Here is a 25,335-nt window from a genome sequence, read left to right as displayed (position 1 = left end):
AGAGGATGCGCCATGAACGTACTGGCCTTTGATATCGAGACGGTGCCCGATCTGGAAGGGGGGCGGCGGCTCTTCGATCTCGGCGATCTCGACGATACCGGGGTGGCCAACGCCATGGCGGCGCGGCGCCGACAAGAGACCGGCGGTGGCGAGTTTCCCCGCACCTATCTCCATCGCATCGTCGCCATCGCGGTGGCCGGGGTGATCGAGGGGCGCTTTCGGGTCTGGTCACTCGGTGACCTTGAGGACGATGAACCGGCGTTGATCCGGCGCTTCTTCGAAGGGGTGGATCGCTATGTCCCCGATCTGGTCTCGTGGAATGGCGGCGGTTTCGATCTGCCGGTGCTCCACTACCGGGCGCTGATCCACGGGGTCGCTGCGCCGCGCTACTGGGAGAGCGGCGATGGTGATCGCAACTTTCGCTTCAATAACTACCGCAACCGCTACCATGAGCGGCACCTCGATCTGATGGACGTCTTATCCGGCTTTCAGCTGCGTGCCGCCGCGCCACTCGATGAGATCGCGCTGCTCTGCGGACTGCCCGGTAAGATGGGGATCGGCGGTGCCGGTGTCGCCGACGCGGTGGCCCGCGGCGAGCTCAAGGCGGTGCGTGACTACTGCGAGGTCGATGTCTTGAACACCTATCTACTCTTTTTGCGCTTTCAGCACCTGCGCGGGGCGCTCGATCACGACGACTTAGAACGCGCGCACGAGCAGATCGCCGGCATCTTAACCGCCAGCGAGCGCCCGCACCTGCAGCGTTTTGTGGAGGCGTGGCGTGGGGCGTAAGAGACGGTTGCCGAAGGAGTGGGTGACGGCTGATATCACCGCGATGAGCCACGAGGGCCGGGGAATCGCCCATGATGAGCGGGGCCGCCCGGTCTTTATCGACTTTGCTCTCCCCGGTGAGCGCGTCCGCTTTCGCTACACCAAACTGCGCCGGGCGCGCGCCGAGGGCTGTGCTGAGGAGATCTTAGAGCCGGCCGCTGAACGGATCGCCCCGGCCTGCCCGCACTTTGGTATCTGCGGTGGCTGTGCGCTGCAGCACCTGCCGCCCGCCGCACAGCTCGCCCATAAGGAGCGCGTGCTGGCCGAGCAGCTTGAGCGCATCGGTGGCGTGGCGCCGCAGCAGTGGCTGCCGGCGTTGACCGGCCCGGTCTGGGGCTATCGGCGCAAGGCGCGCCTGGCAGTCCGTTACGTGCCTAAGAAGGGCGGCGTACTGGTCGGCTTTCGCGAAAAGCACAGCCCGCTGGTGACCCCGCTGAGCAGCTGCCCGGTCTTGGACCCGCGCATCGGTGAGCGGCTGGGTGAGTGGGCGACGCTGATCAATGAGCTCTCGTGCCGCGAGCAGATCCCGCAGCTGGAGGTGGCGTGCGGCGATGAGCAGGCGGCCGTGGTGGTCCGCCACCTCGCCGAGCTCAGTGACGAGGATCGCGAACGCCTGATCGCCTTCGCCGAGACGAGCGGCTTAGCCGTATTGGTGCAGCCGGGCGATGAGCGCAGCATCACGCCGCTGCACCCAGTGACGGGGCCACAGCTCGACTACACGCTAGCGCCCTTCGGGATCCAACTCGCCTTCCAACCGACCGATTTCACCCAGGTCAACGCCGTGATCAATACGGCGATGGTCGAGCGCGCGGTGGCGGCGCTCGAGCCGGCGCCGGGGCGACGCATCCTCGATCTCTTTTGTGGGCTCGGCAACTTCACGCTGCCGTTGGCGCAGACCGGCGCCGAGGTCACAGGGGTTGAGGGGGAGGCGGAGCTGGTCGCGCGGGCCAAGAGCAACGCCGCGGCCAATGGGCTCACCGCGCACTTTATCGCCGCCGATCTCAGCGAACCGGCAGCGGCGGCGCAGTTTCGCAGTCGCTTTGATGCGGTGCTGCTCGATCCGCCGCGCAGCGGTGCCGCCGAGGTGCTGCCGGCGGTGGCGGCGACGGGGGCCGAGCGCGTGGTCTACTGCTCGTGCGCACCGGCGACCTTGGCGCGTGATGCCGGATCGCTGGTGCATACGCACGGCTTCCGCCTGGTCGCCGCGGGGGTAATGGATATGTTCCCGCACACCGCCCACGTCGAGAGTTTCGCGGTCTTCGAGCGGCGTTGACCCAGTAGCCGGCAGGACGCTGTGATAGCGTGTGCTACCGTGAGGGTGAAGAGGACTGCCCTGCTGGAGAGAGGAGGTTGCAGGCATGGCGCGACGCTACGAGGTGGTAAAACGCGAGCGGTGTTACGACGGTTTCTTTGCCTTGGAACGGGTCCACTTTCGCCACGCACGCTTTGCCGGCGGCATGACCCCGGTCGTGCAGCGCGAGTGCCTGATTCGTGGCTTGGCGGTCTCGGTGCTGCCCTACGACCCAGTGCGTGACGAAGTCGTGCTCGTCGAGCAGTTTCGCGTCGGCGCCATCGATGATCCGCACGGAGCGTGGGTAATGGAGACGTTAGCCGGTATTGCCGAGCCGGGTGAGGCGCCGCAAGAGGTCGCACGGCGCGAGGCACGCGAGGAGAGCGGTCTGGAGATCAGCCTAGCGGAAGAAGAGTGCGAACTGATTGCCGACTACCTGCCGAGCCCCGGTGGCAGCAGCGAACGCATCCGCCTCTACTGCGCGCGCTGTGACACCAGCGCAGCGGGTGGCATCCACGGCCTCAACGAAGAGAACGAAGATATCTATAACCACGTGCTGAGCGCCGAGGTCGCCATCGAGATGGCCCTCGGCGGTCAGCTGCACACGGCGATGCCGATCATCGCCCTGCAGTGGTTAGCGCTCAACCGCCAGCGTCTGCGCGCGCAGTGGACCGGCGGCGATTGGGCTGAAAACCTCTGGGACGAGCCGGATTGAGGGGCTGGTTGTTGGTTCCGTCGAATTGTTCGAGGGGCAATGGTTTTATGCGCACTGCCGAATCTGGCGGTTTCCTGGGCATGCTGGTGTCGGCATGCTGGTGGCTGTTGGTTTTGGTATCCGCTACGGCAGTGCTCAACGGTTGCCTCTCTTCTGCCGATTATGGCGAAGAATTAGATGGTAAATCTACAGCGAAGCCGACTTTAAGCAGCCATGAAGTGACCTCTGAGGCAGGCGTTGGAGGTGATGTCGATCCAAGCCGTGTGATCGTTGAGCATGGGGAGACAGTGACCTTTACGGTAACGCCGGAGAGTGGTTATCGCATTGATTCGGTGACTGGGTGTGGCGGTAGTATTAGTGGCAACACCTATACGACGGGGTCAATTACAGAAGACTGCGTGGTGAGTGCTAGATTTACTACAGCTCAAGGAGTGGGCGGCCACTACGCATTAGGGACATTAAACGATACCGGCATCGACTGGTGTGCCGATGGCGACACAAACAACCTCACCTGCCCGGTGGCCGGCTATCCAGGACAGGATGGCGAATTCGGTCGTGACGCAGCCGCCCGTGCGGGTACACTTGAGAAAGTGGGGGCGGGAGCTGCCGGATTCGACTTCACTAAGATCTCGAACAGCGGGGCGGAATTACCAGCGTCGGCAACGCTCGGCGACGGCCCGAACAACTGGGCCTGCACCCGAGACAACGTGACCGGTCTGATTTGGGAGGTCAAGACCACCGATCGCGGCCTACGGGATCGCAACAACAACTACAGCTGGTATCAGCCCGACGGTCCGAACATGGGTAATCCGGGGCGCCAGGACGGTGGAAACTGCGTTGGCAGCGCCTGCGACACCCACGGCTTTGTGCAAGCGGTCAATGACGAAGGCCTGTGCGGTGCCAGCGACTGGCGTCTGCCCACGGTGGACGAACTTCACTCCATCACCCACTTGGGACGAATCCGTCCCGCCATTGACAGGGACTTTTTCCCGAATACGCCTTCGACGTCCCCTTTCTGGTCGGCCTCGCCCTATGTTGAACGTTCGGACTACGCCTGGCGCGTCAACTTCGGATTCAATGGCCACGAATACTGGAGCCCCATGAGCGATCACCGCAGGGTCCGGTTGGTGCGTATCGGCCAGTGATATTGTTAATGACATCGCCGCTCGTCGCGCCGGCCGTGAGATGCCGTGCCTGCCTCAGCCAGTGGGGGTGACCGCTTGCTAGGAAGTCGTTATAGAAATCATGCATCTTATCGATGAGTGCGCCGCCCGGATTAGTAGGCGGAACAGCCATCCCGGTGATGTTTATTGGGTCTGGTGACTCTAATGGCGCATGATCCGGTTCACCTGGCAACAGGCCCTTGAAGCGGCGAATCGGCATGCAGGCTAGCGTTTGCCGACCATCGAAGAACTGCGAACACTGCGCTATTGCTCTAGTGGGGCTCCGGTCGGTTTTCTCGAGGGCAGAGAGCGTACACGTTGTCGCGGCGACTACGAACAGCCTACGATTGTCGAGGAAGCCTTCCCGAATACCTCAGCTTGGCCCTTTTGGTCAGCTTCGTCCTATGCAGGACAGGCGAATCACGCGTGGCTCGTCTTCTTTTCCAATGGCAACGATCAAGGCTGGAATATGGGGCATGGTTATAGGGTTCGGTTGTTGCGCGATGGGCAGTGATAGAGGCCGAAGATGGAACTCAGTGAGTGCGCGCTAAGCTTCGCGTAAGCAGAGCCGGTATAAGAGTTCGCCATGAGCCCTTCGGCTGGCAATTTAGGCTGGCTTTCCCTTCGAGGGTTATTGTGAATGCTTTGAGATTGGTTGTCTTTTTCGAGTGGGTAGCTGGTTGTGCTTTATTTGGGGTTGGCTCGAGTAAAGGTCAGGAATTTTCCGGGTTTCAGGTTTCAAGCTCACAAAAAAGGTTGGGGCATGGTCGTCAAAAAAGATTGCAGTCTCAGGTCGCACTTGGCAAGCAGGAAGACTCTGGTTCTATTGGCCTCTTGCTGGCTTGCCGCCCAGGTAGGTCAGGTCGCCGCAGAGGCTGTTTGTACTCCTGAACACATCGCTCGCATGATCCAGAACGAGGTTCCTGACAATGTCATTAGGGAGGTCTGTGCCGACGCAGGAGTGGACGTCGATGCTGTAGCACCTGATGCAGTAGAAACTGCTGTTGAGCCTGCTGAGGTAGTTCGGGAAGAGCGGCAACACGAGCGGGAAAGGATACATAGCGGACGGGATGAGGGGCCGAGGCAGAATTTCTTCGGAGTGGGGCTATACAATCTTCGTTTGACCTTTGATTATGGGGGAGGCAGGGACTCAGAGAATTATACGGGCCTTAATTTGTTCTTCAGTCGAGCCTTTCATCAGAGATGGTCGGGTGATTTAGGTTTATACTGGGGTAGACACATAGATTACTCTGATGCGACTGTTTCCGGATTTGATAGTGCCTTGTGGTTGAGTACCAACGCGCTAAATCCAGGTTGGAACTTTGGGGTCGGCTTCGGTCTTTATACGGAGAGCTGGAGCAACTACAGTTTCCATGGGTATCAATTTGGTTTTTTGATAGGCTATCGTGGTGGCAGGGTTGGCTTTGATTTAAAGCTCAAAGGGCGAGACACCTCGGATCAAGAAGGAGATTTTAAGAATGTTGATATTCATCATGGGGCATCTTCTTTGAATTTCCTCTACCAGTTTTAGCTCCTGTGTTATTTTTATTGATGTGGCGAGCTGTCGCGTCACGAATGGTATTTTTCGAGGGGAGTAGGAGGGGGGCCGTATGCTAGACAGTAGCAGCACCCTTGCGGTGGTGCGTGCCGAGCCTGGTGACTCCTCAAATTTACTGACTCCAACAGTGCAGTGCATAGCCGGGCATGACAAATGATTATAAAAATTCCAGGTTATCGCATCGACAAAGAGCTAGGCCACGGCGGTATGGCGACCGTCTACCTGGCGGAGCAGGAATCGCTGGGGCGGCAGGTGGCGTTGAAGGTGATGGCGCCGGCACTGGCAGCGGATCGCACCTTCTCCGAGCGCTTTCTCAAGGAGGCGCGCACAGTTGCGCACCTGACGCACCCGCACATCCTGACGATCCACGATGTGGGGGTAGTGGACCACCACCACTATCTGGCCCTTGAGTACCTACCGGGTGGTGATCTGAAGTCGCTACTGCGCGACGGTCGGTTATCGCCGAGCGTGGCGGCGCAGTTAACCCGTGAGGTTGCCGCGGCCCTGAGCTACGCCCATGGCAAGGGGTTTGTACACCGCGACGTCAAGCCGGAGAACATCCTCTTTCGTGAAGACGGCTCGGCGGTGCTGAGCGACTTTGGCATTGCCAGGGCGGTCGCCTCGCACACCCGGATGACGGGGACGGGGATGAGTGTGGGCACCCCGCACTACATGAGCCCGGAGCAGGCACGCGGTCAGACGGTCGATCCGCGCTCGGATCTCTACGCCCTCGGGGTGGTCTTCTACGAGATGCTAACAGGGCAGGTGCCGTTTGATGCGGCCGACAGCATCGCCATCGGGATTCAGCACGTCACCGCTCCGCTCCCCCGCTTACCCAGTCCACTCGCTGCCTATCAGCCGTTGCTCGATCGACTGCTGGCGAAGACGCCTGAAGAGCGCTACGCCGGTGCCGATGAACTGATTGCGGCGCTTGATCGTACCGCGCGAGGAGAGGAGGCCGAATCGCCCTCGGTCACGAGAGTGTGGCGGGTGTCGTCCGGAGAGTTTGCGACCGCTCAGGGGGCGACGGCTGACCCGGTGGCTGCTGCTGGTCAACCGGACTCGAAGAAGGGCGTGCCCGGCTGGTTGTGGGGCGGGGTGGGCGCCCTAGCGGCGGCGGTTTTACTCGGCGGCGTGTGGTTATTCCAGGAGCAGACCAGTCCGCCACCGCGTGTACTGGGTGGTGGCGGAGGTGGGGTAGCGACGACTCCCTTGCCAACCCTCCCCCCGGAGTCAGCTGTTCCAAGTGAGTGGCCGGATCGATGGCTGGTGGGGCGATCCGACCCTGAAGAGGAGTTGCGTGAGGCGGAGCCCGAGCCCGAGCCGGAGCCGGTAGTTGACGACCAACAGCAGCCGGCGGCAGAGGCCGAACGTGAGCGCCAGGCAGCCATTGAGCGTTTGCTGAGAGCGGCGGAAGACGACTTGGCGAACAACCGGTTGATGGCCCCTGAAGGCCGCAACGCCTTCGAACGGTATCAGGCGATCCGGGAGTTGGAGCCGGATCACCCGAGTATCGTGCCCGGGTTGGAGCGGATTGTGGAGCGCTATGCAGCACTGATCGAGTCGACGGTAGCGAATCAACAGTTCGATCGAGCACAGGCCTTTGTTGCACGGGCTGCGGAGGTGCAGCCGCAGAGCGATCGGGTTGCCGAACTGCGGAGCGCGGTGGCTACGGCACAGGAGGCGCATGGGCGCGAGGAATCTCGGCGTGCTGAAGCGGCGAGAAGGGCAGAGGAAATGCGGCGTGCCGAAGCAGCGAGGCGAGCGGAGGAAGAGAGGCGCATGCACGCGGCACTGATTGCCGGCCGTTACCGCATCGTCGGTAACGGTGCTGTCGTAGAGGATACTCAGACGGGTCTGCAGTGGATGCGGTGCAGTCTGGGGCAGCGCTGGGATGGGCAGACTTGTGGAGGGCATGCGAACTATTTCACCTGGCACGAGGCTCGTCAGGTGACTGATCGGTATGCGGGTTGGCGCTTGCCGACCATTGAGGAACTGCGAACCTTGCGCTACTGCTCCGGTGGGGAGCCGGCACTTTTTCTGGGCGGGAGGGAGCGTACAAGTTGTGGCGGCCACTACCAACGACCCACTATTGTTCAGGAGGCTTTTCCGAATACTCCAGCGCGCACTTTCTGGTCGGCCTCGCCCTATGTTGGGACTTCGGGCCACTCGTGGAACGTCCACTTCCACAATGGCAACGACAACTGGCTCAGCAGGAGTAGCCCCAACAGGGTCCGTTTGGTGCGCGACGTCCAGTGATTTTGCTTTTTTGCGTCACCAGGCATTTGAATTTATCGCTGCGAGTCGAGGAGATATTCCTGGAACACTAAGTAGCCTCCGACCGTGGATGCCATCGGTACAGGCCTTGGTGGGGCCGGTGCCGTGATCGCCAACCCGGCGTTTTGGGCCTTGGCGATGAACTCGGCAGACTGCGCAAAGAAGCCGCGCACATTTCGTGTGCGGTCGTTGTAGGATTCGGCTTATTATGAGTCGGTCTTGGGCGCGAACCGTGGCCCGGGGCAGGGGGTTCTTTGTGATTGCGCTGCGCTGTCTGGATATTGCAGGCGCGATTGTTGGGAGCGGTGGGGGAAGAAGAAGGCTGCGGATCAGTAGACGGAATAGCCATCCCGGTGGTGTTTAGTGGGTCTGGTGGCTCTAACGGCGCATGATCCGGTCGTAAGGACTGTTCATGAGGATTCCAGGCTATCGCATCGACAAAGAGCTAGGCCACGGCGGTATGGCGACCGTCTACCTAGCGGAGCAGGAGTCGCTGGGTCGCAGAGTAGCGCTGAAGGTGATGGCTTCGGCACTGGCGGCGGATCGCAACTTCTCCGAGCGCTTCCTCAAGGAGGCGCGCACGGTTGCCCACCTGGCGCATCCGCATATCCTGACCATCTACGACGTGGGTGTGGTGGGCCACCACCACTATCTGGCCCTCGAGTACCTGCCGGGCGGTGATCTGAAGGCGCGTTTGCGCCACGGTCCGTTGTTGCCGAGCGTGGCGGTTCGGATGACCCGCGAGATCGCCTCGGCCCTGTGTTATGCCCACGATAAGGGATTTGTGCATCGGGACGTTAAGCCCGAGAACGTCCTCTTTCGTGAAGACGGCTCGGCGGTGCTGAGCGACTTTGGCATCGCCAAGGCGGTCGCCTCGCACACCCGGATGACGGGGACGGGGATGAGTGTGGGCACCCCGCACTACATGAGCCCGGAGCAGGCACGCGGTCAGACGGTCGATCCGCGTTCGGATCTCTACGCCCTCGGGGTGGTCTTTTACGAGATGTTGGTTGGCCGGGTGCCGTTTGATGCAGGGGACAGTATCGCCATCGGTATCCAGCACGTCACCGCTCCGCTCCCTCGCTTACCCAGTACACTCGCCGCTTATCAGCCGCTCCTCGATCGACTGCTGGCCAAGATGCCTGAAGAGCGATACGCCAGCGCCACCGAACTGATGGCGGCGCTGGATCGAGTCGCGCGGGGGGAAGTGCTCGAATCGCCTTCGGCAACAAGCGTGTGGCGGGCGGCGTCCGGAGAGTTTGCGACCGCTCAGGGGGCGGCGCCTGGCCCGTTGGCTGCTGGATCGGGTTGGGCAAAGGGCACCCCCGGTTGGCTTTGGGGTGGTATGGGCGCCTTAGCGGCGGCGGTATTGCTCGGCGGCGTGTGGCTCTATCAGGAGCAAACCGGTCCGCCACCGCGTGCAATGGGTGGCGGCGGCGGTGGGGGTGGGGTATCGACGACTCCCCTGCTAACCACACCGGAGTCAACTATTCCAAGTGAGTGGCCGGATCGATGGCTAGTGGAACGATCCGAAAGTGAGGAAGATGAGCGTGAGCCGGAACCTCAGCGGGAGCCCGAACCTGAGCCCGAAGAGAGGCCGGGGTCGGTTGTCGAAGACGAGCGGCGGGCGGCGGCACTGGCTGAACGTGAGCGTCAGGAGGCCGTCGACCGTTTGCTGGAGGCGGCGGAGGATGATCTGGCCAATGATCGGCTTGTGGCGCCTGAGGGGCGCAACGCCTTCGAAAGGTATCTGGCGATCCGGGAACTAGAGCCGGATCACCCGAGTGTCGCGCCTGGCTTGGAGCGGATTGTGGAGCGCTATGCAACACTGATCGAGTCGGCGGTGGCGAATCAACAGTTCGATCGGGCGCAGACCCTTGCTGCGCGGGTTGCGGAGGTGCAGCCGCAGAGTGATCGTGTTGCCGAACTGCGGAGCGCGGTGGCTGCGGCACTGGCGGCGCACGCGCGCGAGGAGGCTCGGCGGGCTGATGAGGCTAGAAGGGCGGAGCAGGCCCGACGCGCTGAAGAAGCGGCTAGACGGGCCGAAGAGGCTCGGCGTGCTGAAGAAGCGGCTCTGATCGCTGGCCGTTATCGTATTGGCGGTGATAACGACGATGTCGTGGAGGACACCAGGACGGGTTTGCAGTGGATGCGCTGCAGCCTGGGTCAGCGCTGGGATGGGCAGACTTGTCGAGGGGATGCGGATCGATTCACCTGGCAACAGGCCCTTGAAGCGGCGAATCGGCATGCAGGCTGGCGTTTGCCGACCATCGAAGAACTGCGAACACTGCGTTACTGCTCTAGTGGGGCCCCGGTCGGTTTTCTCGAGGGCAGAGAGCGTACACGTTGTCGCGGCGACTACGAACAGCCTACGATTGTCGAGGAAGCCTTCCCGAATACCTCAGCTTGGCCCTTTTGGTCAGCTTCGTCCTATGCAGGACAGGCGAATCACGCGTGGCTCGTCTTCTTTTCCAATGGCAACGATCAAGGCTGGAATATGGGGCATGGTTATAGGGTTCGGTTGTTGCGCGATGGGCAGTGATAGAGGCCGAAGATGGAACTCAGTGAGTGCGCGCTAAGATTCGCGTAAGCAGAGCCGGCATAAGAGTTCGCCATGAGCCCTTCGGCTGGCAATTGAGGCTGGCTTTCCCTTCGAGGGTTGTTGTGAATGCTTTGAGATTGGTTGTCTTTTTCGAATGGGTAGCTAGGTGTGCTTTATTTGTGGTTAGCTCGAGTAAAAACCAAGAATTTTTCCGGGTTTCAAGTTTCAAGCTCACAAAAAAGGTTGGGGCATGGTCGTCAAAACAGATTGCAGTCTCAGGGCGCACTTGGCAAGCAGGAAGATACTGGCTCTATTGGTCTCTTGCGGGCTTGCCGCCCAGGTAGGTCAGGTCGCCGCAGAGGCTGTTTGTACTCCTGAACACATCGCTCGCATGATCCAGAACGAGGTTCCTGACGATGTCATTAGGGAGGTCTGTGCCGACGCAGGAGTGGACGTCGATGCTGTAGCACCTGCTGCGGTAGTGCCGGCTGAAGAGGTTCGGGAAGAGCGGCAACACGATCGGGCAAGGGTACAAAGCGGACGGGACGGGGGGCCGAGGCGCACTTTCTTCGGGGTAGGCCTCTATAACCTTCGATCGACCGCGTACTACTACCGGGGAGGAGAGTATACGGATGATTATATAGGCCTTAATTTGTTCTTGCGTCAAGCGTTTCAGCGGAGATTGTCGGGAGACTTCGGTTACTACCTGAGTAGGCACACTGATTACTCTGATTCGCGTATTTCAGGGTTTGATAGTGTCTTGTGGTGGAGCACCAATGCACTGAATCCAGGTTGGAATTTTGGGGTCGGCATCGGGTTTTATACGGAGAGCGGGGGGTGGGGGCAGGGGAATATCTATGGGTATCAGTTTGGATTGCTGGTCGGTTATCGTGGCAATAAATCGGGGTTTGATTTACAGCTCAAAGGGCGAGGTACCTCCGACCAAGAAAGTGAAAGGTCGGTCGTTGATGTTTCTCATTCAACATATTCATTTAACTATGTATACCAGTTTTAGATCCTGTTGTTTGTTTGGTGTGGTGTGCTGCCGCTTCACAAATGTGGCGATCCGATTTGGTGAGCGCGCAAAGAATGTTTATCTTTTCGGTCGGGCAGCTGGGCGCCCCTTGTTGTGGTCCCAGTCCGCAGACAATAAATTGGGGATCTGAGCTTCAAATTTCAAGGTCATAAAAAAAGGGGGGGGCATGGCCGCCAAAGCAGATCGCAGCCGTGGAACGCACGGAGCAACTGGGAAGGCGCTGGTTCTAGCGGTCTTTTGCGGGGTTGCCACTCAGGTGGGCCAGGTCGCCGCAGAATCTGATTGTACACCCGAGCATATCGCGCGCATGATCCAGAACGAGCTTCCTGACGATGTCATTAGGGAGGTCTGTGCCGACGCAGGAGTAGACCTCGATGCTGTAGTCCCTGCTCTAGCGCCCGCTGAAGAGGTCAGGGAAGAGCGGCAGTACGATGGTGAAAGGGTACTGAGCGAACAGGACGAGGAGTCGAGGCGCACTTTCTTCGGGGTTGGTCTCTATGGCTTTCGTTCGCAAGTGCATTTTAGTGGCGAAAGAGAAAAGAGTGATTATATAGGTCTTCAATTGCTCTTGGGTCGAGCGTTTCATCGGAGGTGGTCTGGTGACTTTGGTTACTACTTTCTTAAAAACGAGAGCGATTCCGCAGGGGGGCGTGTGTCCGGGTTTGATAGTACCTTGTGGCTGAGTACCAATGCTTATCACCCAGGATGGAACTTTGGGCTTGGCGTGGGTTTTTATACAGAGAGCTGGGAAAAAAGCAGTTTTTCTGGGGTTCAGTACGGTTTTTTGATTGGCCATCGTGGAGAAAAGACCGGCTTTGAATTTAAAGCCAAGGCGCGATCAACAGGGGATCAAGAAAGCGAAATAAGCAATGCTTCTGATGTTAGGCACACAACAAGATCTTTGAATTTTGTTTACCAATTTTAGCTTCTGTCTTTTTTGTATCGGTGTGCGGTGAACGGTGTGCTTTCTCTCTCATGATGGTCAGAGGACCATCTAAAGGCGCGGGGGGGTGGGATGCAGCAGGGAGAAAATGTGTTGTATCGGCGGGCGTTCAGCGTTTTTTTTGCCTGCTGGACAGTCGTGGTGCTTCTGCTGGCTACGCCACTGGCGGCACAGGTGCGTATCCAAGGAGATATTACCGTTCATCCACCTCCCCAATCGGCACCAGCCGCTCAGCGCTTGGCCTATGCCCAGCGTCTTCATGAGGCGGATCGTCTCTCAGAGGCGGCCCGCGAGGCGGCGGACCTGGCCAAGGGGCATGATGCCGTGGTAGCGCCCGAGGCACTTTTGCTGTTGGCCCGGGTGCGCTATTCCCAGGGATGGTTCGCTCGGTCTTTGGAACATTTCGACGATCTGCTATTGCGCTTTCCCCTGAGTGCCCCGGTGAGCGACGGGCGCTTGCTGGATCGCCTGGAGCAGGGCACAGCCTGGCTCTTGGCTGATGATCGCTGGGAGGATGGAGGCGCCTGGCTGGCATTGCTGGAATCCGTCGACGGTGCCGCCGTCAATCATTTGCTGAAGGATATGCAGCAACGCCTGCATCAGGAAATCAGAGACTTTGAAGAAAGGCAATCGGTTTTGGTGAAGGATACTCCGTCTGCCTTCAACGAATGGTTGGCAGCCGAGGCCCGGCGTCGCCAGACATGTGGCATGATCGTGCGGTGTGATATCGAGCGTCGTGGCTGTGTGGAGCAGGTTGAACAGCGAATGCGGGAGGCCGAAACGGAGCGCCCGAGGATCGAGAATGCCCAGTGGCAGAGGGCCTTTACCGCATGGCATGCGTCTGAACGGGATGCCCTTACGAATGAGGCCCATGACGCGTTGCAGGCTTTTCCAATGCTCAAGCGCCTGATCAGTCGTGAGGATCTGGCGGGGTGGATAGAACCTCGACGGCCACCTCGGGTGGACGCTCCCTTTTTATATAGAGTGGAGCGCTATGAATTTGAGCGTCATGACAATGCCTGGCGATGGGGGGCCACTCCTTACCTAGCGGCCCGGTCATGTACAACCATTGATCGGGTGGCGGCTCAACGTGTGGCCACTGCATTGGAACCTTTGCAGCTCCGATCCCTACCTCGCCGCGATCTGCTAGAGCGGTTGAAGGTGGAACTTGGACGCGTCGATTCGCAGGGGGATGATCGGCGCCGATTGTGACGCTGGATGTGGTCATCGGTCATGGGGCGACAACAGAATCGACAGGGGGCACTTTGATACTCAAATCACGGGCAGTGGGGCAGTGGTATAAAAGTCAGCAGAAATAGCAGGGACGGCAACAACAGCAATCAAGAGAGGGGGGAGCATGCTGAAACTGAGAGAGGCGAAGCGCAGCAAGGAGTACGCCCTCGCTGGGGTGCGGGTGACCGTCGGGCGCGCCGCCAGCAACGATATCGTCCTTGATGACCCGAGTGTCTCGGGGTTTCACGCCGTCCTTCTGCAGGAGGCAGGAGAAGTCACAGTCACCGACCTCGGCAGTACCAACGGCACCCGGGTTAGCGGCGCCCCGGTCGAGGGCCGGACGACGTTGCCACTCTGGTGCACGCTCGAAGTGGGGGATGTGTGCCTGGAGCTGGTGGATCCCGAACAGCGTGCGCCGACCCGGGTGATGAAGGCGATACCGAGCGGCACCGGCACGGTGGTGAAGCCGGCGGTTCAGGGTGCGGCGGCCGAGCAGAGTGCCCCATCGAGCGCGGGCGAACTGGTGCGGCGCACGCCTGGACCCTACCCCGAGGTGGTGGCGGTGCCGGGCGAGATCACCGTAGGCAGAGCTGCAGGCGCCGACCTGCAGCTCGCGGTTGAGACGGTCTCGTCGCGTCATGCGCGCATCGTGCCGAGTGCCGATGGCTGCGAACTCATCGACGAGAACTCCAGCAACGGCACCTGGGTCAACGAGCAGCGGATCGAGCGCCACCGTCTGCGCCACGGCGACCGGATTCGCTTCGATCTCATTGAGTATGAGTGGCGAGAGCCGGGAGCGCCTGCTGTGGCCGCAACCCGGTTGCAGCCTGCTATCAGTGATACGGCAGCGCCGACGCGGGTGCAGCCTGCGGTTGGCAACGCTCCAGCGCCGACGCAGATCTCAGCGGCCACTCACAACATCTCCACTTCCCCACCGCACCAGCAACCATCCCACCCACCGCACCACCCATCACAACATCAACCGCCCCATCAAAGTTTCGGCGAGTCGTTCCATGAACCACCCTTCGGACGGTCGACTTCGGGTGGCAAGACGGCGGCTACGCATCCGCAGCTCTCCGCTACCGCAGTCATGGAAGGGCTTTCGTACAGTGGCGTAGCCGAGCGGCCTGGCCCGCTCTTCTCCCGAATGCTGGCCCACTATCGCGATTTTCTGCCGGGGCTCCTCCTGTTGCTCGCCAGTAGCGTAATGGGTTGGATCTACCTGGCCATCGCACTGTCGGCTCCTCACCCCTATACCTACCACGCTGCAGCCTCCTCTGCGCTGGGAATCCCTCCGGGGCGGGAGTGGGAGACCGTCCTGCTGTGGGGAGGCGGTTGGGCACTGCAGCTCGGCGGCTGGTTTGCGCTCCTGCGTGGCGCCGGTGCCGTACAGGGCGTGTGCGCAAGGACCGCGCCAGAGCTGCTGCCCCGTCTGCTGGCCTATATCGGGGCGTGGCTGGCGGTGACGCTGCTGCTGGCGCTGACAGCCGTGGGGGTGGCCACTGTCGCTGCAGCTCTTGGTGCCTCTGCAAGTGTAGTGACCTTGGTTGCGACTGCGCTGGCGGTGCTATGGCTCTATCTCACTCTGCGGCTGTGGCCGCTCTTTGTGCAGCTGCCGCTCGTGCAACAGGCAGCACCGGTGGCGACGGCGTGGCAGATGACGGCGCAACCGGGGGCGCTGACGCAGGCCTCCTGGCCGATTGTCGGGTGGTTCACCTTGGGCTATCTCCTCTTGGTCGGGGCGGGTTCTCCCTTGGCTTTGGAGATCGGGTGGCCGAGTTGGTTCTTCGCAGTGCTGTTGGGGGGGGTGTGGGTGGCCCTAGTGGCACCGTGGTTGGCACTGCTGGCTGTCAGTCGCTGGCAGCGCCTGGCTGCACTGAGGAGGTAAGAGTGGGTCGGCACTGCTTCGCTATTGTGGCACTGCTGTGGTGCTGTTGTGGAACAGCCTTGGCACTGCCGTGGTACCGCCTTGGCAGCGCTCGGGGCTCAGCGCTTGGGCGTCTGGTTGTTCGGGGGTGAGATGAGCACTGCGACTGCGCAACGTCCGTCGTTATCAGGGGTGAGGTCGTCCTCCATGAGCACTGCATTTGCCGCTGCTACCGATACAGGACGGGTCAGAACACACAACGAAGACGCCTGGATCGCGCGGCCGGAGCAGGGGTTGTGGGTGGTCGCCGATGGTATGGGTGGCCACAGTGCAGGTGAAGTGGCCAGCGCCCTGGCGGTGCAGGAGATCGCGGCGGGGGTAGCGCGGGGGCACGGCTTGGAGCAGGCCATTCGCCGTGCGCACGAGGCGATCCTTGAAGCCGTAGCCGTGGGGCAGGGCGCACCCGGCATGGGGACGACGGTGGTGGCGCTCGCCCTAGCCGGGAGTCGCTACCACATTGCCTGGGTGGGAGACAGTCGGGCCTACCTCTGGAATGGTCGCAGCCTGCGGCAGCTGACAACCGATCACTCCTACGTGCAGCGCCTCGTCGATGCCGGCGTCATTGCGGCCAGCGAAGCGGCCTACCACCCCGAACGTCACACGGTAACCCAGGCGCTCGGAGTGGCTGAGACGATCGTGGTCGATTCGGTGACTGGGACGCTGACCCGCGGCGAGCAGATTCTCCTGTGCAGCGATGGTCTATCGGGAGAGGTAGAGGCGGAGGAGATCGCTCAGCGGCTGGCGCGCGGAAATGTGCAGCGGCAGGTCGATGCCTTGGTTGCGGCGGCCCTGGAGCGGGGTGGAGCGGATAACGTCACGGTGGTGTTGATCTCGGCTCCGCCCGATGCGCCGGTCAGTTCTGCGGAATCTGCCGACTCAGCGGCATCTTCAGGGGCTGTCGGACAGAAAACCGTGCCGATCGATACGCGGCGGCTCAATCGAAGTCTGCGGCGGCGCCAGCGGTTGCGGCGGTGGGTGATGTTTGGCGCAGGTGTGCTAATTAGCGCACTGCTGATCAGTCTGCTCTGGTGGTTCGATCTGCGCGAGCCTCCAGCCGAGGCGGTCGCGGTACAAGGTATAGCGCAGGTTGTGGAAGGTCTTCAGGACAATCGATGTGGGCAGATGGGCGTCCGCAAACGGCAGTATTTCACCATATAAGAGCTGGGGGGGGGATATGAGGCTGGAATTTAAGGATAACGCGCACGCTCCGGTCGAGCTTGTGCCGGGGCGGTTTACCGTAGGGCGCGACGCCAGTAACGCCATCGTACTTAAGGAGTCCGGAGTCTCCGGCTTTCATGCCGAGTTGCACAGCGAAAACGGACGCTTTTTTGTGGTCGATTTGGGGAGCACGAACGGGACTGAAATCAACGGGGAAAAGATCTCAGGACGGCGTGAAATCAAAGCCTGGGATCGCCTGAAGTTCGATAGTGTGGAGTGTGAGTTGGTCGACCCGGACGGGCGGCGGCCGACCCAAGTGCGGGCCGCGATTAGCGATGCAATGCTGCAGGAGAAGAAGAAAGAGAAGGGGGCCGCCAGCGGCACGCGAGTGCGGCCCGCGGTCAGTGCGTGGTCGTTGGTCAGCGAGCCGGAAGGCAAGTCGGTGGCCCTGGAGGGGCGCACCGTTTTTGGTCGAGATTCGGGTTGTGATGTGGTGCTGCAATCTGCCGAGGTCTCGCGCCGCCATGCGGAGGTCGTGGTCGAAGGGATGGGGCTGAAAGTGCGCGACCTCGGCTCGGCGAACGGCACCTACGTCAATGGCAAACGCGTGACCGAGTCCCCCCTCCGCGGGGGGGATGAACTGCGCTTTGATCAGTCGCGATTTCGAGTGGTTGGGGGTCAGCAGAGCGGTGAGGCGGGCCAAACATCGGTTCGCCCAGCGCTCCAGCAGGCCGATCCCTCAGGTGCTGACACCGATTTTTCGCCCCAATCTAGTTTCGGAACCCAAGTGCAGTCGTCCATCCCGATTGCTCGTGCTCGTTTGGTCGGTATCTCTGGAGGTTTGACAGGGCGCCAATTCGATGTCGTGCCACCTGCTACGCTGGGTCGCAATAAAGACAATACCATCGTAATCGACGATCCGACCGTATCGGCTCGCCATGCGCGACTCGGCGAAGTTGCCGAAAGGTGGCAACTCGAGGATTTGGCCAGTACCAATGGAGTCTTCATTAACGGTAAGAAGATCGACACCGGAGCGCTCGAGAACGGCGATCGAGTCCTGATCGGGAAGGTAGAATTTCGGTTCGAAACTGAGCCTGCGACCACTGCGGATGCCGCCCCGGGGTCGGCTGCCCACGATACCTTCGCCCCACCGCGGCCGGCCGCGCAGCCTGCCTCGTCCCATGCTATACCGGCCTGGGTCTATGCGGTTGGCGGCTTCGTGGTTGTGACCTTGCTGGCGAGCCTGGTGCTCTTTCGCGATCACCTGCCGTTTCGCAACGAGGGGATGGTCGATGCGCCCTTGCAAGCCGGAGCGGTTTGGGCACAGACCCTGCCCGACGAGCGGCAGGCGCCGAGTACCCCGGTTATCGCCGATATCAACGGCGACGGCGTGCTGGATATCATAGTCGCCGATGCGAAGGGGTTCGTGTTGGCGCTGGATGGCGAAGAGGGTAAACGCATTTTTGATGTCGATGTAGCCGATCGCATCCTTGCGCCTCTAGTTGCCGGTGATCTGACGGGTGATCGAAAGCCCGATATCGTGGTGGGCACTCAGGGTGGGACCGTCTTGGCGCTCGATGGTCGGGGTCAGATCCTGTGGCGGGCCGGCGATCTGGAACTGGGGACAGTCGTAAATCGCCCGGTCCTGCACGATGTCAATGGCGACGGCGTGCCGGATGTCATCGTGCCGAGCACCGACCGGGGACTGGTAGCGTTGGACGGCGCACGGGGCTGGAAACTCTGGGATACCGCCGAGATGACGCGTGGCGAGGTGGTGACCAGTCCGTTGGCCGTCGATGTGAACCGCGACGGTATTGTGGATTTCGTCAGCGTTACCGATCGCGGCCACCTGATGGCAGTCTCTGCTCAAGGAAATCGCGTATGGCAGCTGTGGCAGGCCGAAGTGCCTGAGGTGCTGTATGCCTCCCCCGCTTTTGCTCGCCTTGAGGAGGGGGGGCTGGTTATTGCCGCAACCCGTTCCGGTCTGACCGCAGTCCGCGCCGATTCTGGGCGCTTGGCTTGGCAGACGTCGCTATCCGGTGGTTTCGTGGCGAGCCCCGTGGTTGCCGATCTGAGCGGTGACGGTCTTCCCGAGGTAGTGGCGATCACCCAGGGTGGGAAGATGTACGTGCTCAATGCCAGCAACGGTGATGAGATCTGGTCCGCTTCGCTAGGAACGAGGGTGCTCGCTTCGCCGGCACTCTTCGATTTTTCCGGTAATCGCCTGCCTGACATCCTGGTGCTGGGCCGTGACGGCACCTTGCGCGTGATCGACGGGGTGCGCGGCCGCGAAAAACTCCAGGTGCGCGTCGCCCACTCCGACGAGTTTATCGCCTCACCACTGCTCGCCGACATTACCGGAGACGGGCTGCTAGATGTTGTTGGGGCCAGCCATAACGGGCGGATCTCCGTGTATGGGTTCAATCGAACTGTTCATACGGCAGCGGCACCCTGGCCCGTCTTCCTGGGTCACGACGGACGACGCACCCCTGGACGGTAGGAGAGCGCACATGAAGGGCTGGGCAACGATTTTTATCCTGCTGTTGCTGACTGGCTGTGCTACCTCGACCACAGTCTCGCTCCATACCGATCCCCCGGGAGGGCAAGTCCGTATTTCAGAGACCGGGGAGGTTGTCGCTCATGGCGGCTCGGTCGATCTGGAACCGGGGTGGTATCGGTTCTCATCGGAGGCTGAAGGGTACCGTGGCGACACCCTAAGAAGGGAGATCCCGCGCAGCAGTGACCATCGCATTACCGTGCCCCTGGGGATGGGGTTTGCTGCCGTGGAGATCCGGGCACTGCCTGAAGAGGCGACTATCGAGATCGGCGACGAAGGGCCGGCACAGGGTCGCATCCGCACCGAGCTGAGCGCCGGTCGCCACACGCTTGAGGTTTCACTGGAGGGGTATCGCACGCATCGCGAGCTTTTGCATATCGAGCCTGGCCGTGAGGTCAGCCGATCGATTGAACTGGAGGCCGTTCCTGTGGCCGAGGAGCCTAGCCACGGTCGAGCGACCGTGACACCAGAGCCTGAGTCGGCCCGGGTCTTTTTTCAGGGGCGTGATCTGGGGGTTGGTTCTCAGGAGTTGGAGCCACTCACTCCGGGTACCTACTCCGTCGCTGGAGTGCGTTTAATCAATAACCGGCAGCGACTGACCGGTGCGGTCGATTTCACCATTGAGGCTGGTGACGAGCGCGTTGTGGCGTTGAGAGTCAATCGTCGGGAACGGCGCTTTGAGGGGGAGTGGTTGAGCGAGGTCGAAGCGTTGCGGCGTGAACAGCGCCGCTATCGACAACAACGGAGCGAACGCCCCTTTGCAGTTCAGATGGAAGATGCTGAAGCGGCCGTAGAGTTGCTGAGAGAGCGCGACGATTTGGGCGAAGCGCTTATGGCTATGCTGCGGGTAGGGGATCGGGTGACCCTTAAGACGGCAGATGAGACGTGGCAGATCTGGAAGCGGCATCGTGAACAGACGGCCGACTTCGCAGCGGCGGTCGCCGCGCTCCAGCGGGGCGGCACATACGCGTCGCCGTGGGCCGATGACTCGGTGGAGATTGTTCAGGTGGAGGATTCCGGCGCCGATCCCCTGGCGACCCTGGTGCTGGCGCTTCATCGTGCACGTGCCCCGAACCCACTGCTCGATTTGCATGCCGACCAATTCGCCGAAAGTGCAAAAGCTGCGCAAGATAGACTTAGAGTAGCGCGTAACCGCGCCGATGGTCAGCTCACAGTGCTTGTACACGGTGGGGAGGCGCCGGCTCTGAGCGAAGGGACGCTGCGCACCTTCGGCGACCTGCACTTTGCCACCCTCGCTCCGGGGCGGGGTGCGATTGAGCTGAACTGGGAGCAGAGACCGGAGCGGGTTTTGGTCATCAGTGATCGGCCTGGGTTGCTGCGCCCAATCGGTGAGGTTGAGCCGTTGCTGCTGGAGCAGAGGCGCTGGTTGTCTTTTTTGAATCCGCGTGCTGCCGCGACCGTGACAACGCTGCAGCGGTTCGCGTACGGCCCTGAAGTTGAAGGCGGTTGGTCGCACCGGGTGCTGCGAAAGGGTGAAAACCCGCTCGATTTTCAGCTCGATCTGACAGGCGATGCGATCGGTCCCCATAAGAAGCCGGGTCTATACCAGCGTGCTTGGATACTGGAGTACAAAGAGGAAGGGGAGGTGACGCCCACTCAGCGCCAAGTGCAGATCCAATACCGTGTTCACTCGGACGCCGAGGATGGCGTTCTCGATGACTTCCTCCGCAGGATAGAGTGACCATGGGAGGGTTATCTGCTGTGAAGAGGGTGCTGAAACCAGCTTCGGTCCGATCTGCGAAGCTCTCTCTTGGGGCCGTGCTGATCGTTCTAGCGCTCTTTCCATGGATAGGTTCGGTAGCTGCTGCGGCCGATGCCTGGCATGGTCCTTGGCCCTTGGGGGAGACGGGCATCGAGGTACTGCAGGCCTCTCCATCGAGCCACACTCTCGGTATTCCCGAACGTGAGGTGCGATCAGGCCTGCTGCCGCTGTTTCAGTTCAGCCGTGATCGGGCACAGCTGCGTCCCGGCTTAACGGGTATACAATTGCGCGACCGCGCTACAGGGGCGGAACTGAGCTGGGAGGAGGCACGGCCGCTGATCAGTCAAGCCCTGGTGGCTAGCACCTGGTTGCAAGAGGGGTATCCGACCGACGAAATGGAGTATGTGCGGGCCCCCGATGGGGCGCAGTTCGCCTTGCCCGGGGTCTTTGACATGCCGTGGAGCGGGCGCAGCCGGGAATGGATTGATGTTCCGCAGTTACGGCGGCAGCTCTATCGGAATGCTTTCTTACTCTCGTTTGCCAACGATCGCCTTCAAGAACGGTTGGAAGGGGAGAATTGGGCCCGCGGCACGGTAAGGAACGCTGAGAGTTTTTTCTCGCACGTGTCAACGGGCAAGAGGACTGGCGAGGCAATCGGATCCGGCGCGAGAATCCTTAGCGGTGTTGAAGATATTCGTGATAACGCCGAACTATTGAGCACAGGGGCCAGCACTGCGCTGCAGTCTACCGACCAAGTTGCAGGAAGTGTTGATACGAGAGTAATGAAGCGATTTGGCAATAGTGGTCACGCCCTTACCGTGTTAAACGTAGGACTCAGCGTTGTCTCTAGTGGTATGGCGGAACACGAACGTACCGTGCTGCTGGCCGCGGCCTTCGAGGATGCGCAGAACCTCCTCGTGATTGAGGATTTGCTGCGTATCCTCCGTGATGATCCTTCGACGGATCCGGTCATGATCGCTGGCTTAGAAGATGCCCGCGATCAAATGGCTAAATACTCTGAGAACCGTTTGAGGCGTATGGGGGCTGTGTTAGGCGCATCTTTAAGTACAGGCGTTGAAGCAGCCAGCGTAGCGATGGTGGCAGCTCGCCTCGGCAAGGTCTCAAGCCCCGCTGCTTTGGCCTTTGCTGAGGCTATTAGTTTGGCTAGAGCTGTGGAAGACTTTCAGGAAGATTTATTGGCGGCTTTGGTCACCATAGATCGCTATCTTCTCGGCCGTGTAGGCTCTCTTGTTTCAAATGGTGAGGTTGGTTCCATTCGTGCTGAAGAGGTGGATCTTCCCGGGCTGATCGCCTTTCAACAGCAGATGGGTTACCAGGTGGTCGATACCCTCTATCAACCACTGTGGGAAGATCGCTTTGATTTTTCTTTAATTGGTATTCAAAGGTGGGCGATCTACACGATCAAGGATTGGTTGCATCCTTCGCTTCAAGGAGAGATCGAGCGTCTCCGTGAGGAGCATTTTATCAGGGTCGCTCAAAACCATTTTTTGCGCAGTAACAGAGAAGAACTTCTCGAGAAAGTCCGACAGATCTACAGGAGGCCACACCCTTCGCCTTCGTTTGAGGAGGGGTCAGCGATTATTGCGGTTGTGGACAGCTCGGGCAGCATGCGCTGGAACGATCCTCAAGATTTGCGGCTGGTTGCGCTGCAAATGTTGGTGGACAGCCTACATGAGCAGGCTACCTTTGGTTTGGTAGAGTTCGCCTCCTCACCTCGGGTGGTTGCACCGCTGCAGGCAATGGGTAACTACGATGGGCCGCAGCGCGATAGGATGCGTCAATCGTTAGCCGGTCTCTCCATCGGTGGTCGAACGGATATCCGCGGAGGATTGGAGAGCGCCTTGGAAATGGCTTCTGCTGCCGGGGTTCATCCGATCATTATACTCATGAGCGATGGTGAGGATAACGTGACGCAATGGCAGGGCGAGGCCGACTTCATCCCGGAGGGTATCAATGTCCACTCCATTGCGTTCTCTGAAGAAGCCGATCCGGATGCGCTGATGCGCGTCAGTGCATCGACTGGAGGTATCGCCGAAATTGCGCAAACGCCCCAAGATTTGCAAAGAATCCTGAGCCATTTGGTAGGCGAAGCTGCCGGTGACCAGGTCATACTCGTCGCCGAGGGCCATCTCAGAGAGGGGGAAATCGATTCGCATCAGGTTGTGCTGGAGCCTGGTCAAAGCGTGACGGAGTTTCGAACGACCTGGCCCGGAAGCGATATCGATTTGCGGCTGACCGCGCCCGATGGCTCGGTCCACACTTCCGCCTCCGCCGTCCGAGGCGGCTATGGGGTGGAACGGCAGACCTACGATCTGATCCGCCTACGCAGTCCGCAAGCTGGCAGATGGCAGGTCGAGGTCATCGGTGTCGATCTGGCCCCTGAAGGGCAGGCCTACACCCTGCGCGTTGCTGGCCAGCAGGCTGAATTGAAGACGCAGTGGCAGACCAACAGGCTGGTACCGGCGGTGGGCGACGACTACGCCTTCGATCTGATCGGCGGCGAGGTGCAGTGGGATCGTGCTGAGGTTCGGACTTGGTATCCGAATGGGGAGCAGAAGAGCGAGACAGTCAGCCTCGGAGGCATTGAGGCAGTGCTCGGCGGTGCCAGTGGGCAGACTATTTTCCGGATGGTGCCGAGCCATGAGGGTACCTATCGAGTCCAGATTCATGTTCACGGCCAGGATAGACAAGGCCGCCCCGTTATGCGGGCTTTAGATCGAAGCTTTCGGGTTGAAGCACCGGGGCGTGGGGTTTCGAGAGGAAGTGATCTGGATCCGTTTATCCGCCGAGGGGCGCAATGATGTTACCGACGAGGCCGCCTGGTCACACCGCCTAAGTTGCGGTGTGCCAGGCGGGATAAGTCCCCACTGCCGCGCTCAAACCTGCCGCGCCTGCTCCGCCGCACTGCCGATGTAGGCGCTCGGCGTGAGTGCGCGCAGCTTGTCCTTGGCCTCCTCAGGCAGGTCAAGCGACTCGATAAAGGCGCGCATCTTCTCACCGTCGATTGCGCGCCCGCGGGTCAACCCCTTGAGCTGTTCATACGGCTCCTCAGCGCCGTAGCGGCGCATCACTGTCTGGATCGCCTCGGCGAGAACCTCCCACGCCGGGTCAAGATCGGCGGCGAGGCGCGCAGGGTTGGCCTCTAGCTTGCCCAGCCCCTTTTCAGCAGCGTGGAGGGCGATGAGGGTATGGGCCAGCCCGAGACTGATCGTGCGCAGCGCCGTCGAGTCGCTCAGATCGCGTTGCCAGCGCGAGATCGGCAGTTTGCGCGCTAGGTGATCGAGCAGGGCGTTGGCCACCCCGAGGTTGCCCTCGGCATTTTCAAAGTCGATCGGGTTGACCTTGTGCGGCATGGTCGAGGAGCCGACCTCACCCTCGATCAGACGCTGCTTGAAGTAGCCGAGCGAGATGTAACCCCAGATATCGCGTGCCAGATCGAGCAGGATCGTATTGAGGCGGGCGTAGGCGTCGAAGAGCTCAGCGATCCAGTCGTGTGGCTCGATCTGCGTGGTATAGGCGCTCCACTCCAAGCCAAGACGCTCGACGCAGCGCTGCCCCAAAGCGGGCCAGTCGACCTCGGGGTAGGTGACGACGTGGGCGTTGAAGTTGCCGACCGCGCCGTTGATCTTGCCCAGCGGACGGACTTCGGCCAAGCAGTCACGCTGCACGCGCAGTCGGTGGACGAAGTTCGCCAGTTCCTTACCGAGGGTGGTCGGCGAGGCGCTTTGGCCGTGGGTGCGCGCCAGCATCGGCAACTCGGCGTGGGTGTGGGCGAGGGTGCGCAGCGTATCGATGATCGCATCGTAGGCCGGCAGCAGCACCTCGTCACGGGCGCCGCGCAGCATGCAGGCCCAAGCCAGATTGTTGATGTCCTCCGAGGTGCAGGCGAAGTGGACGAATTCGCGGTAGTCCGCCAACTCGGCGTGCTCGCCGAGCCGCTCCTTTAGGTAGTATTCGACGGCCTTGACATCGTGGTTGGTCGTCGCCTCAATCGCCTTGATCCGTCGCGCCTCATTGTGATCGAAGTCGTTCAACAGGCGCTCGAGAAAGGCCTCGGCATCGCTCGAGAGCGCCGGCACCTCGGCGATCGCCGGCTCGCTGGCCAGTGCCTGCAGCCAGCGCACCTCGACGATCACGCGGTGGCTGATCAGCCCATACTCGCTGAGCCACGGGCGCAAGGCGGCGGTCTTGGAGGCGTAGCGCCCATCGCTCGGGGCGAGTGCGGTTAACGGGTCAAGCTCCACAGTGGATCCGCTCCATGTCAAAGTCGGGCGGATATTCTACAATAGCTGCCGGCTATTTTGAGCAGCGTGGCACTGAAACGATGGGCTGTGCGATCGCTTCGATGCTCTAGGATCGGGCG

General features: G+C 60.8%; 17 protein-coding genes. 16 read left to right on the top strand and 1 reads right to left on the bottom strand.

Going from position 1 to position 25,335, the window contains the following annotated elements:
• Positions 1–12 precede the first annotated feature (12 nt).
• From CKO15_RS05710 to CKO15_RS14515, 16 genes are all read left to right on the top strand, one after another.
• Positions 13–789, top strand: coding sequence for a 3'-5' exonuclease (locus CKO15_RS05710; RefSeq protein WP_200193436.1), 777 nt, complete (start codon positions 13–15; stop codon positions 787–789).
• The gene (gene rlmD, locus CKO15_RS05705; RefSeq protein WP_200193434.1) at positions 779–2,101 is read left to right on the top strand and encodes a 23S rRNA (uracil(1939)-C(5))-methyltransferase RlmD; all 1,323 of its coding nucleotides are present in this window, start codon (positions 779–781) and stop codon (positions 2,099–2,101) included. Before CKO15_RS05710 ends, rlmD begins: the two co-directional genes overlap by 11 nt.
• An 85-nt stretch (positions 2,102–2,186) precedes the next feature.
• Positions 2,187–2,834, top strand: coding sequence for an NUDIX domain-containing protein (locus CKO15_RS05700; protein WP_200193432.1), 648 nt, complete (start codon positions 2,187–2,189; stop codon positions 2,832–2,834).
• 47 nt (positions 2,835–2,881) lie between these two features.
• Entirely contained in the window at positions 2,882–3,979 is a 1,098-nt protein-coding gene (locus CKO15_RS05695; protein ID WP_200193429.1) for a DUF1566 domain-containing protein, read from the top strand.
• Between the two features lie 250 nt (positions 3,980–4,229).
• Positions 4,230–4,511 carry an Lcl C-terminal domain-containing protein gene (locus CKO15_RS14665; RefSeq protein ID WP_200193427.1) on the top strand — a complete coding sequence of 94 codons (282 nt, stop codon included), beginning with the start codon at positions 4,230–4,232 and terminating at the stop codon, positions 4,509–4,511.
• 249 nt (positions 4,512–4,760) lie between these two features.
• Positions 4,761–5,528, top strand: coding sequence for a hypothetical protein (locus CKO15_RS05685; protein ID WP_200193425.1), 768 nt, complete (start codon positions 4,761–4,763; stop codon positions 5,526–5,528).
• Positions 5,529–5,708: 180 nt separating this feature from the next.
• A complete protein-coding gene (locus CKO15_RS05680; protein WP_200193423.1) occupies positions 5,709–7,814 on the top strand; it encodes a protein kinase domain-containing protein in 2,106 nt (701 codons plus the stop codon).
• 430 nt (positions 7,815–8,244) lie between these two features.
• On the top strand, positions 8,245–10,374 hold the full coding sequence (locus CKO15_RS05675; protein WP_200193421.1) for a protein kinase domain-containing protein: 2,130 nt from the start codon (positions 8,245–8,247) through the stop codon (positions 10,372–10,374).
• 250 nt (positions 10,375–10,624) lie between these two features.
• On the top strand, positions 10,625–11,389 hold the full coding sequence (locus CKO15_RS05670) for a hypothetical protein (protein ID WP_200193419.1): 765 nt from the start codon (positions 10,625–10,627) through the stop codon (positions 11,387–11,389).
• Positions 11,390–11,576: 187 nt separating this feature from the next.
• A complete protein-coding gene (locus CKO15_RS05665) occupies positions 11,577–12,335 on the top strand; it encodes a hypothetical protein (RefSeq protein ID WP_200193417.1) in 759 nt (252 codons plus the stop codon).
• Positions 12,336–12,425: 90 nt separating this feature from the next.
• Positions 12,426–13,565: a tetratricopeptide repeat protein gene (locus CKO15_RS05660; RefSeq protein WP_200193415.1), complete on the top strand. Its 1,140-nt coding sequence runs from the start codon at positions 12,426–12,428 to the stop codon at positions 13,563–13,565.
• A gap of 145 nt (positions 13,566–13,710) precedes the next feature.
• Positions 13,711–15,474 carry an FHA domain-containing protein gene (locus tag CKO15_RS05655; RefSeq protein ID WP_200193413.1) on the top strand — a complete coding sequence of 588 codons (1,764 nt, stop codon included), beginning with the start codon at positions 13,711–13,713 and terminating at the stop codon, positions 15,472–15,474.
• Positions 15,475–15,660: 186 nt separating this feature from the next.
• Positions 15,661–16,671, top strand: coding sequence for a Stp1/IreP family PP2C-type Ser/Thr phosphatase (locus CKO15_RS05650; protein WP_200193411.1), 1,011 nt, complete (start codon positions 15,661–15,663; stop codon positions 16,669–16,671).
• A gap of 16 nt (positions 16,672–16,687) precedes the next feature.
• The gene (locus tag CKO15_RS05645) at positions 16,688–19,171 is read left to right on the top strand and encodes an FHA domain-containing protein (RefSeq protein WP_200193409.1); all 2,484 of its coding nucleotides are present in this window, start codon (positions 16,688–16,690) and stop codon (positions 19,169–19,171) included.
• Between the two features lie 10 nt (positions 19,172–19,181).
• Positions 19,182–20,930: a PEGA domain-containing protein gene (locus CKO15_RS05640; RefSeq protein ID WP_200193406.1), complete on the top strand. Its 1,749-nt coding sequence runs from the start codon at positions 19,182–19,184 to the stop codon at positions 20,928–20,930.
• A gap of 20 nt (positions 20,931–20,950) precedes the next feature.
• A complete protein-coding gene (locus CKO15_RS14515; RefSeq protein WP_200193404.1) occupies positions 20,951–23,773 on the top strand; it encodes a VWA domain-containing protein in 2,823 nt (940 codons plus the stop codon).
• Between the two features lie 75 nt (positions 23,774–23,848).
• Here CKO15_RS14515 and purB read toward each other — a convergent pair whose 3' ends face one another.
• Entirely contained in the window at positions 23,849–25,216 is a 1,368-nt protein-coding gene (purB, locus tag CKO15_RS05630) for an adenylosuccinate lyase (protein WP_200193402.1), read from the bottom strand.
• Positions 25,217–25,335 lie beyond the last annotated feature (119 nt).

Source organism: Halorhodospira abdelmalekii (assembly GCF_016583625.1).
Taxonomy (GTDB): domain Bacteria; phylum Pseudomonadota; class Gammaproteobacteria; order Nitrococcales; family Halorhodospiraceae; genus Halorhodospira; species Halorhodospira abdelmalekii.
This window is presented reverse-complemented; position numbering and strand designations above follow the sequence as displayed.

What these genes read in the sequence shown, in the direction of transcription:
- CKO15_RS05710 (WP_200193436.1), top strand. Translation starts at nt 13, where the DNA reads ATGAACGTACTGGCCTTTGATATCGAGACGGTGCCCGATCTGGAAGGG.
- CKO15_RS05700 (WP_200193432.1), top strand. Translation starts at nt 2,187, where the DNA reads ATGGCGCGACGCTACGAGGTGGTAAAACGCGAGCGGTGTTACGACGGT.
- CKO15_RS05695 (WP_200193429.1), top strand. Translation starts at nt 2,882, where the DNA reads ATGCGCACTGCCGAATCTGGCGGTTTCCTGGGCATGCTGGTGTCGGCA.
- CKO15_RS05685 (WP_200193425.1), top strand. Translation starts at nt 4,761, where the DNA reads ATGGTCGTCAAAAAAGATTGCAGTCTCAGGTCGCACTTGGCAAGCAGG.
- CKO15_RS05680 (WP_200193423.1), top strand. Translation starts at nt 5,709, where the DNA reads ATGATTATAAAAATTCCAGGTTATCGCATCGACAAAGAGCTAGGCCAC.
- CKO15_RS05675 (WP_200193421.1), top strand. Translation starts at nt 8,245, where the DNA reads ATGAGGATTCCAGGCTATCGCATCGACAAAGAGCTAGGCCACGGCGGT.
- CKO15_RS05670 (WP_200193419.1), top strand. Translation starts at nt 10,625, where the DNA reads ATGGTCGTCAAAACAGATTGCAGTCTCAGGGCGCACTTGGCAAGCAGG.
- CKO15_RS05665 (WP_200193417.1), top strand. Translation starts at nt 11,577, where the DNA reads ATGGCCGCCAAAGCAGATCGCAGCCGTGGAACGCACGGAGCAACTGGG.
- CKO15_RS05660 (WP_200193415.1), top strand. Translation starts at nt 12,426, where the DNA reads ATGCAGCAGGGAGAAAATGTGTTGTATCGGCGGGCGTTCAGCGTTTTT.
- CKO15_RS05655 (WP_200193413.1), top strand. Translation starts at nt 13,711, where the DNA reads ATGCTGAAACTGAGAGAGGCGAAGCGCAGCAAGGAGTACGCCCTCGCT.
- CKO15_RS05650 (WP_200193411.1), top strand. Translation starts at nt 15,661, where the DNA reads ATGAGCACTGCATTTGCCGCTGCTACCGATACAGGACGGGTCAGAACA.
- CKO15_RS05645 (WP_200193409.1), top strand. Translation starts at nt 16,688, where the DNA reads ATGAGGCTGGAATTTAAGGATAACGCGCACGCTCCGGTCGAGCTTGTG.
- CKO15_RS05640 (WP_200193406.1), top strand. Translation starts at nt 19,182, where the DNA reads ATGAAGGGCTGGGCAACGATTTTTATCCTGCTGTTGCTGACTGGCTGT.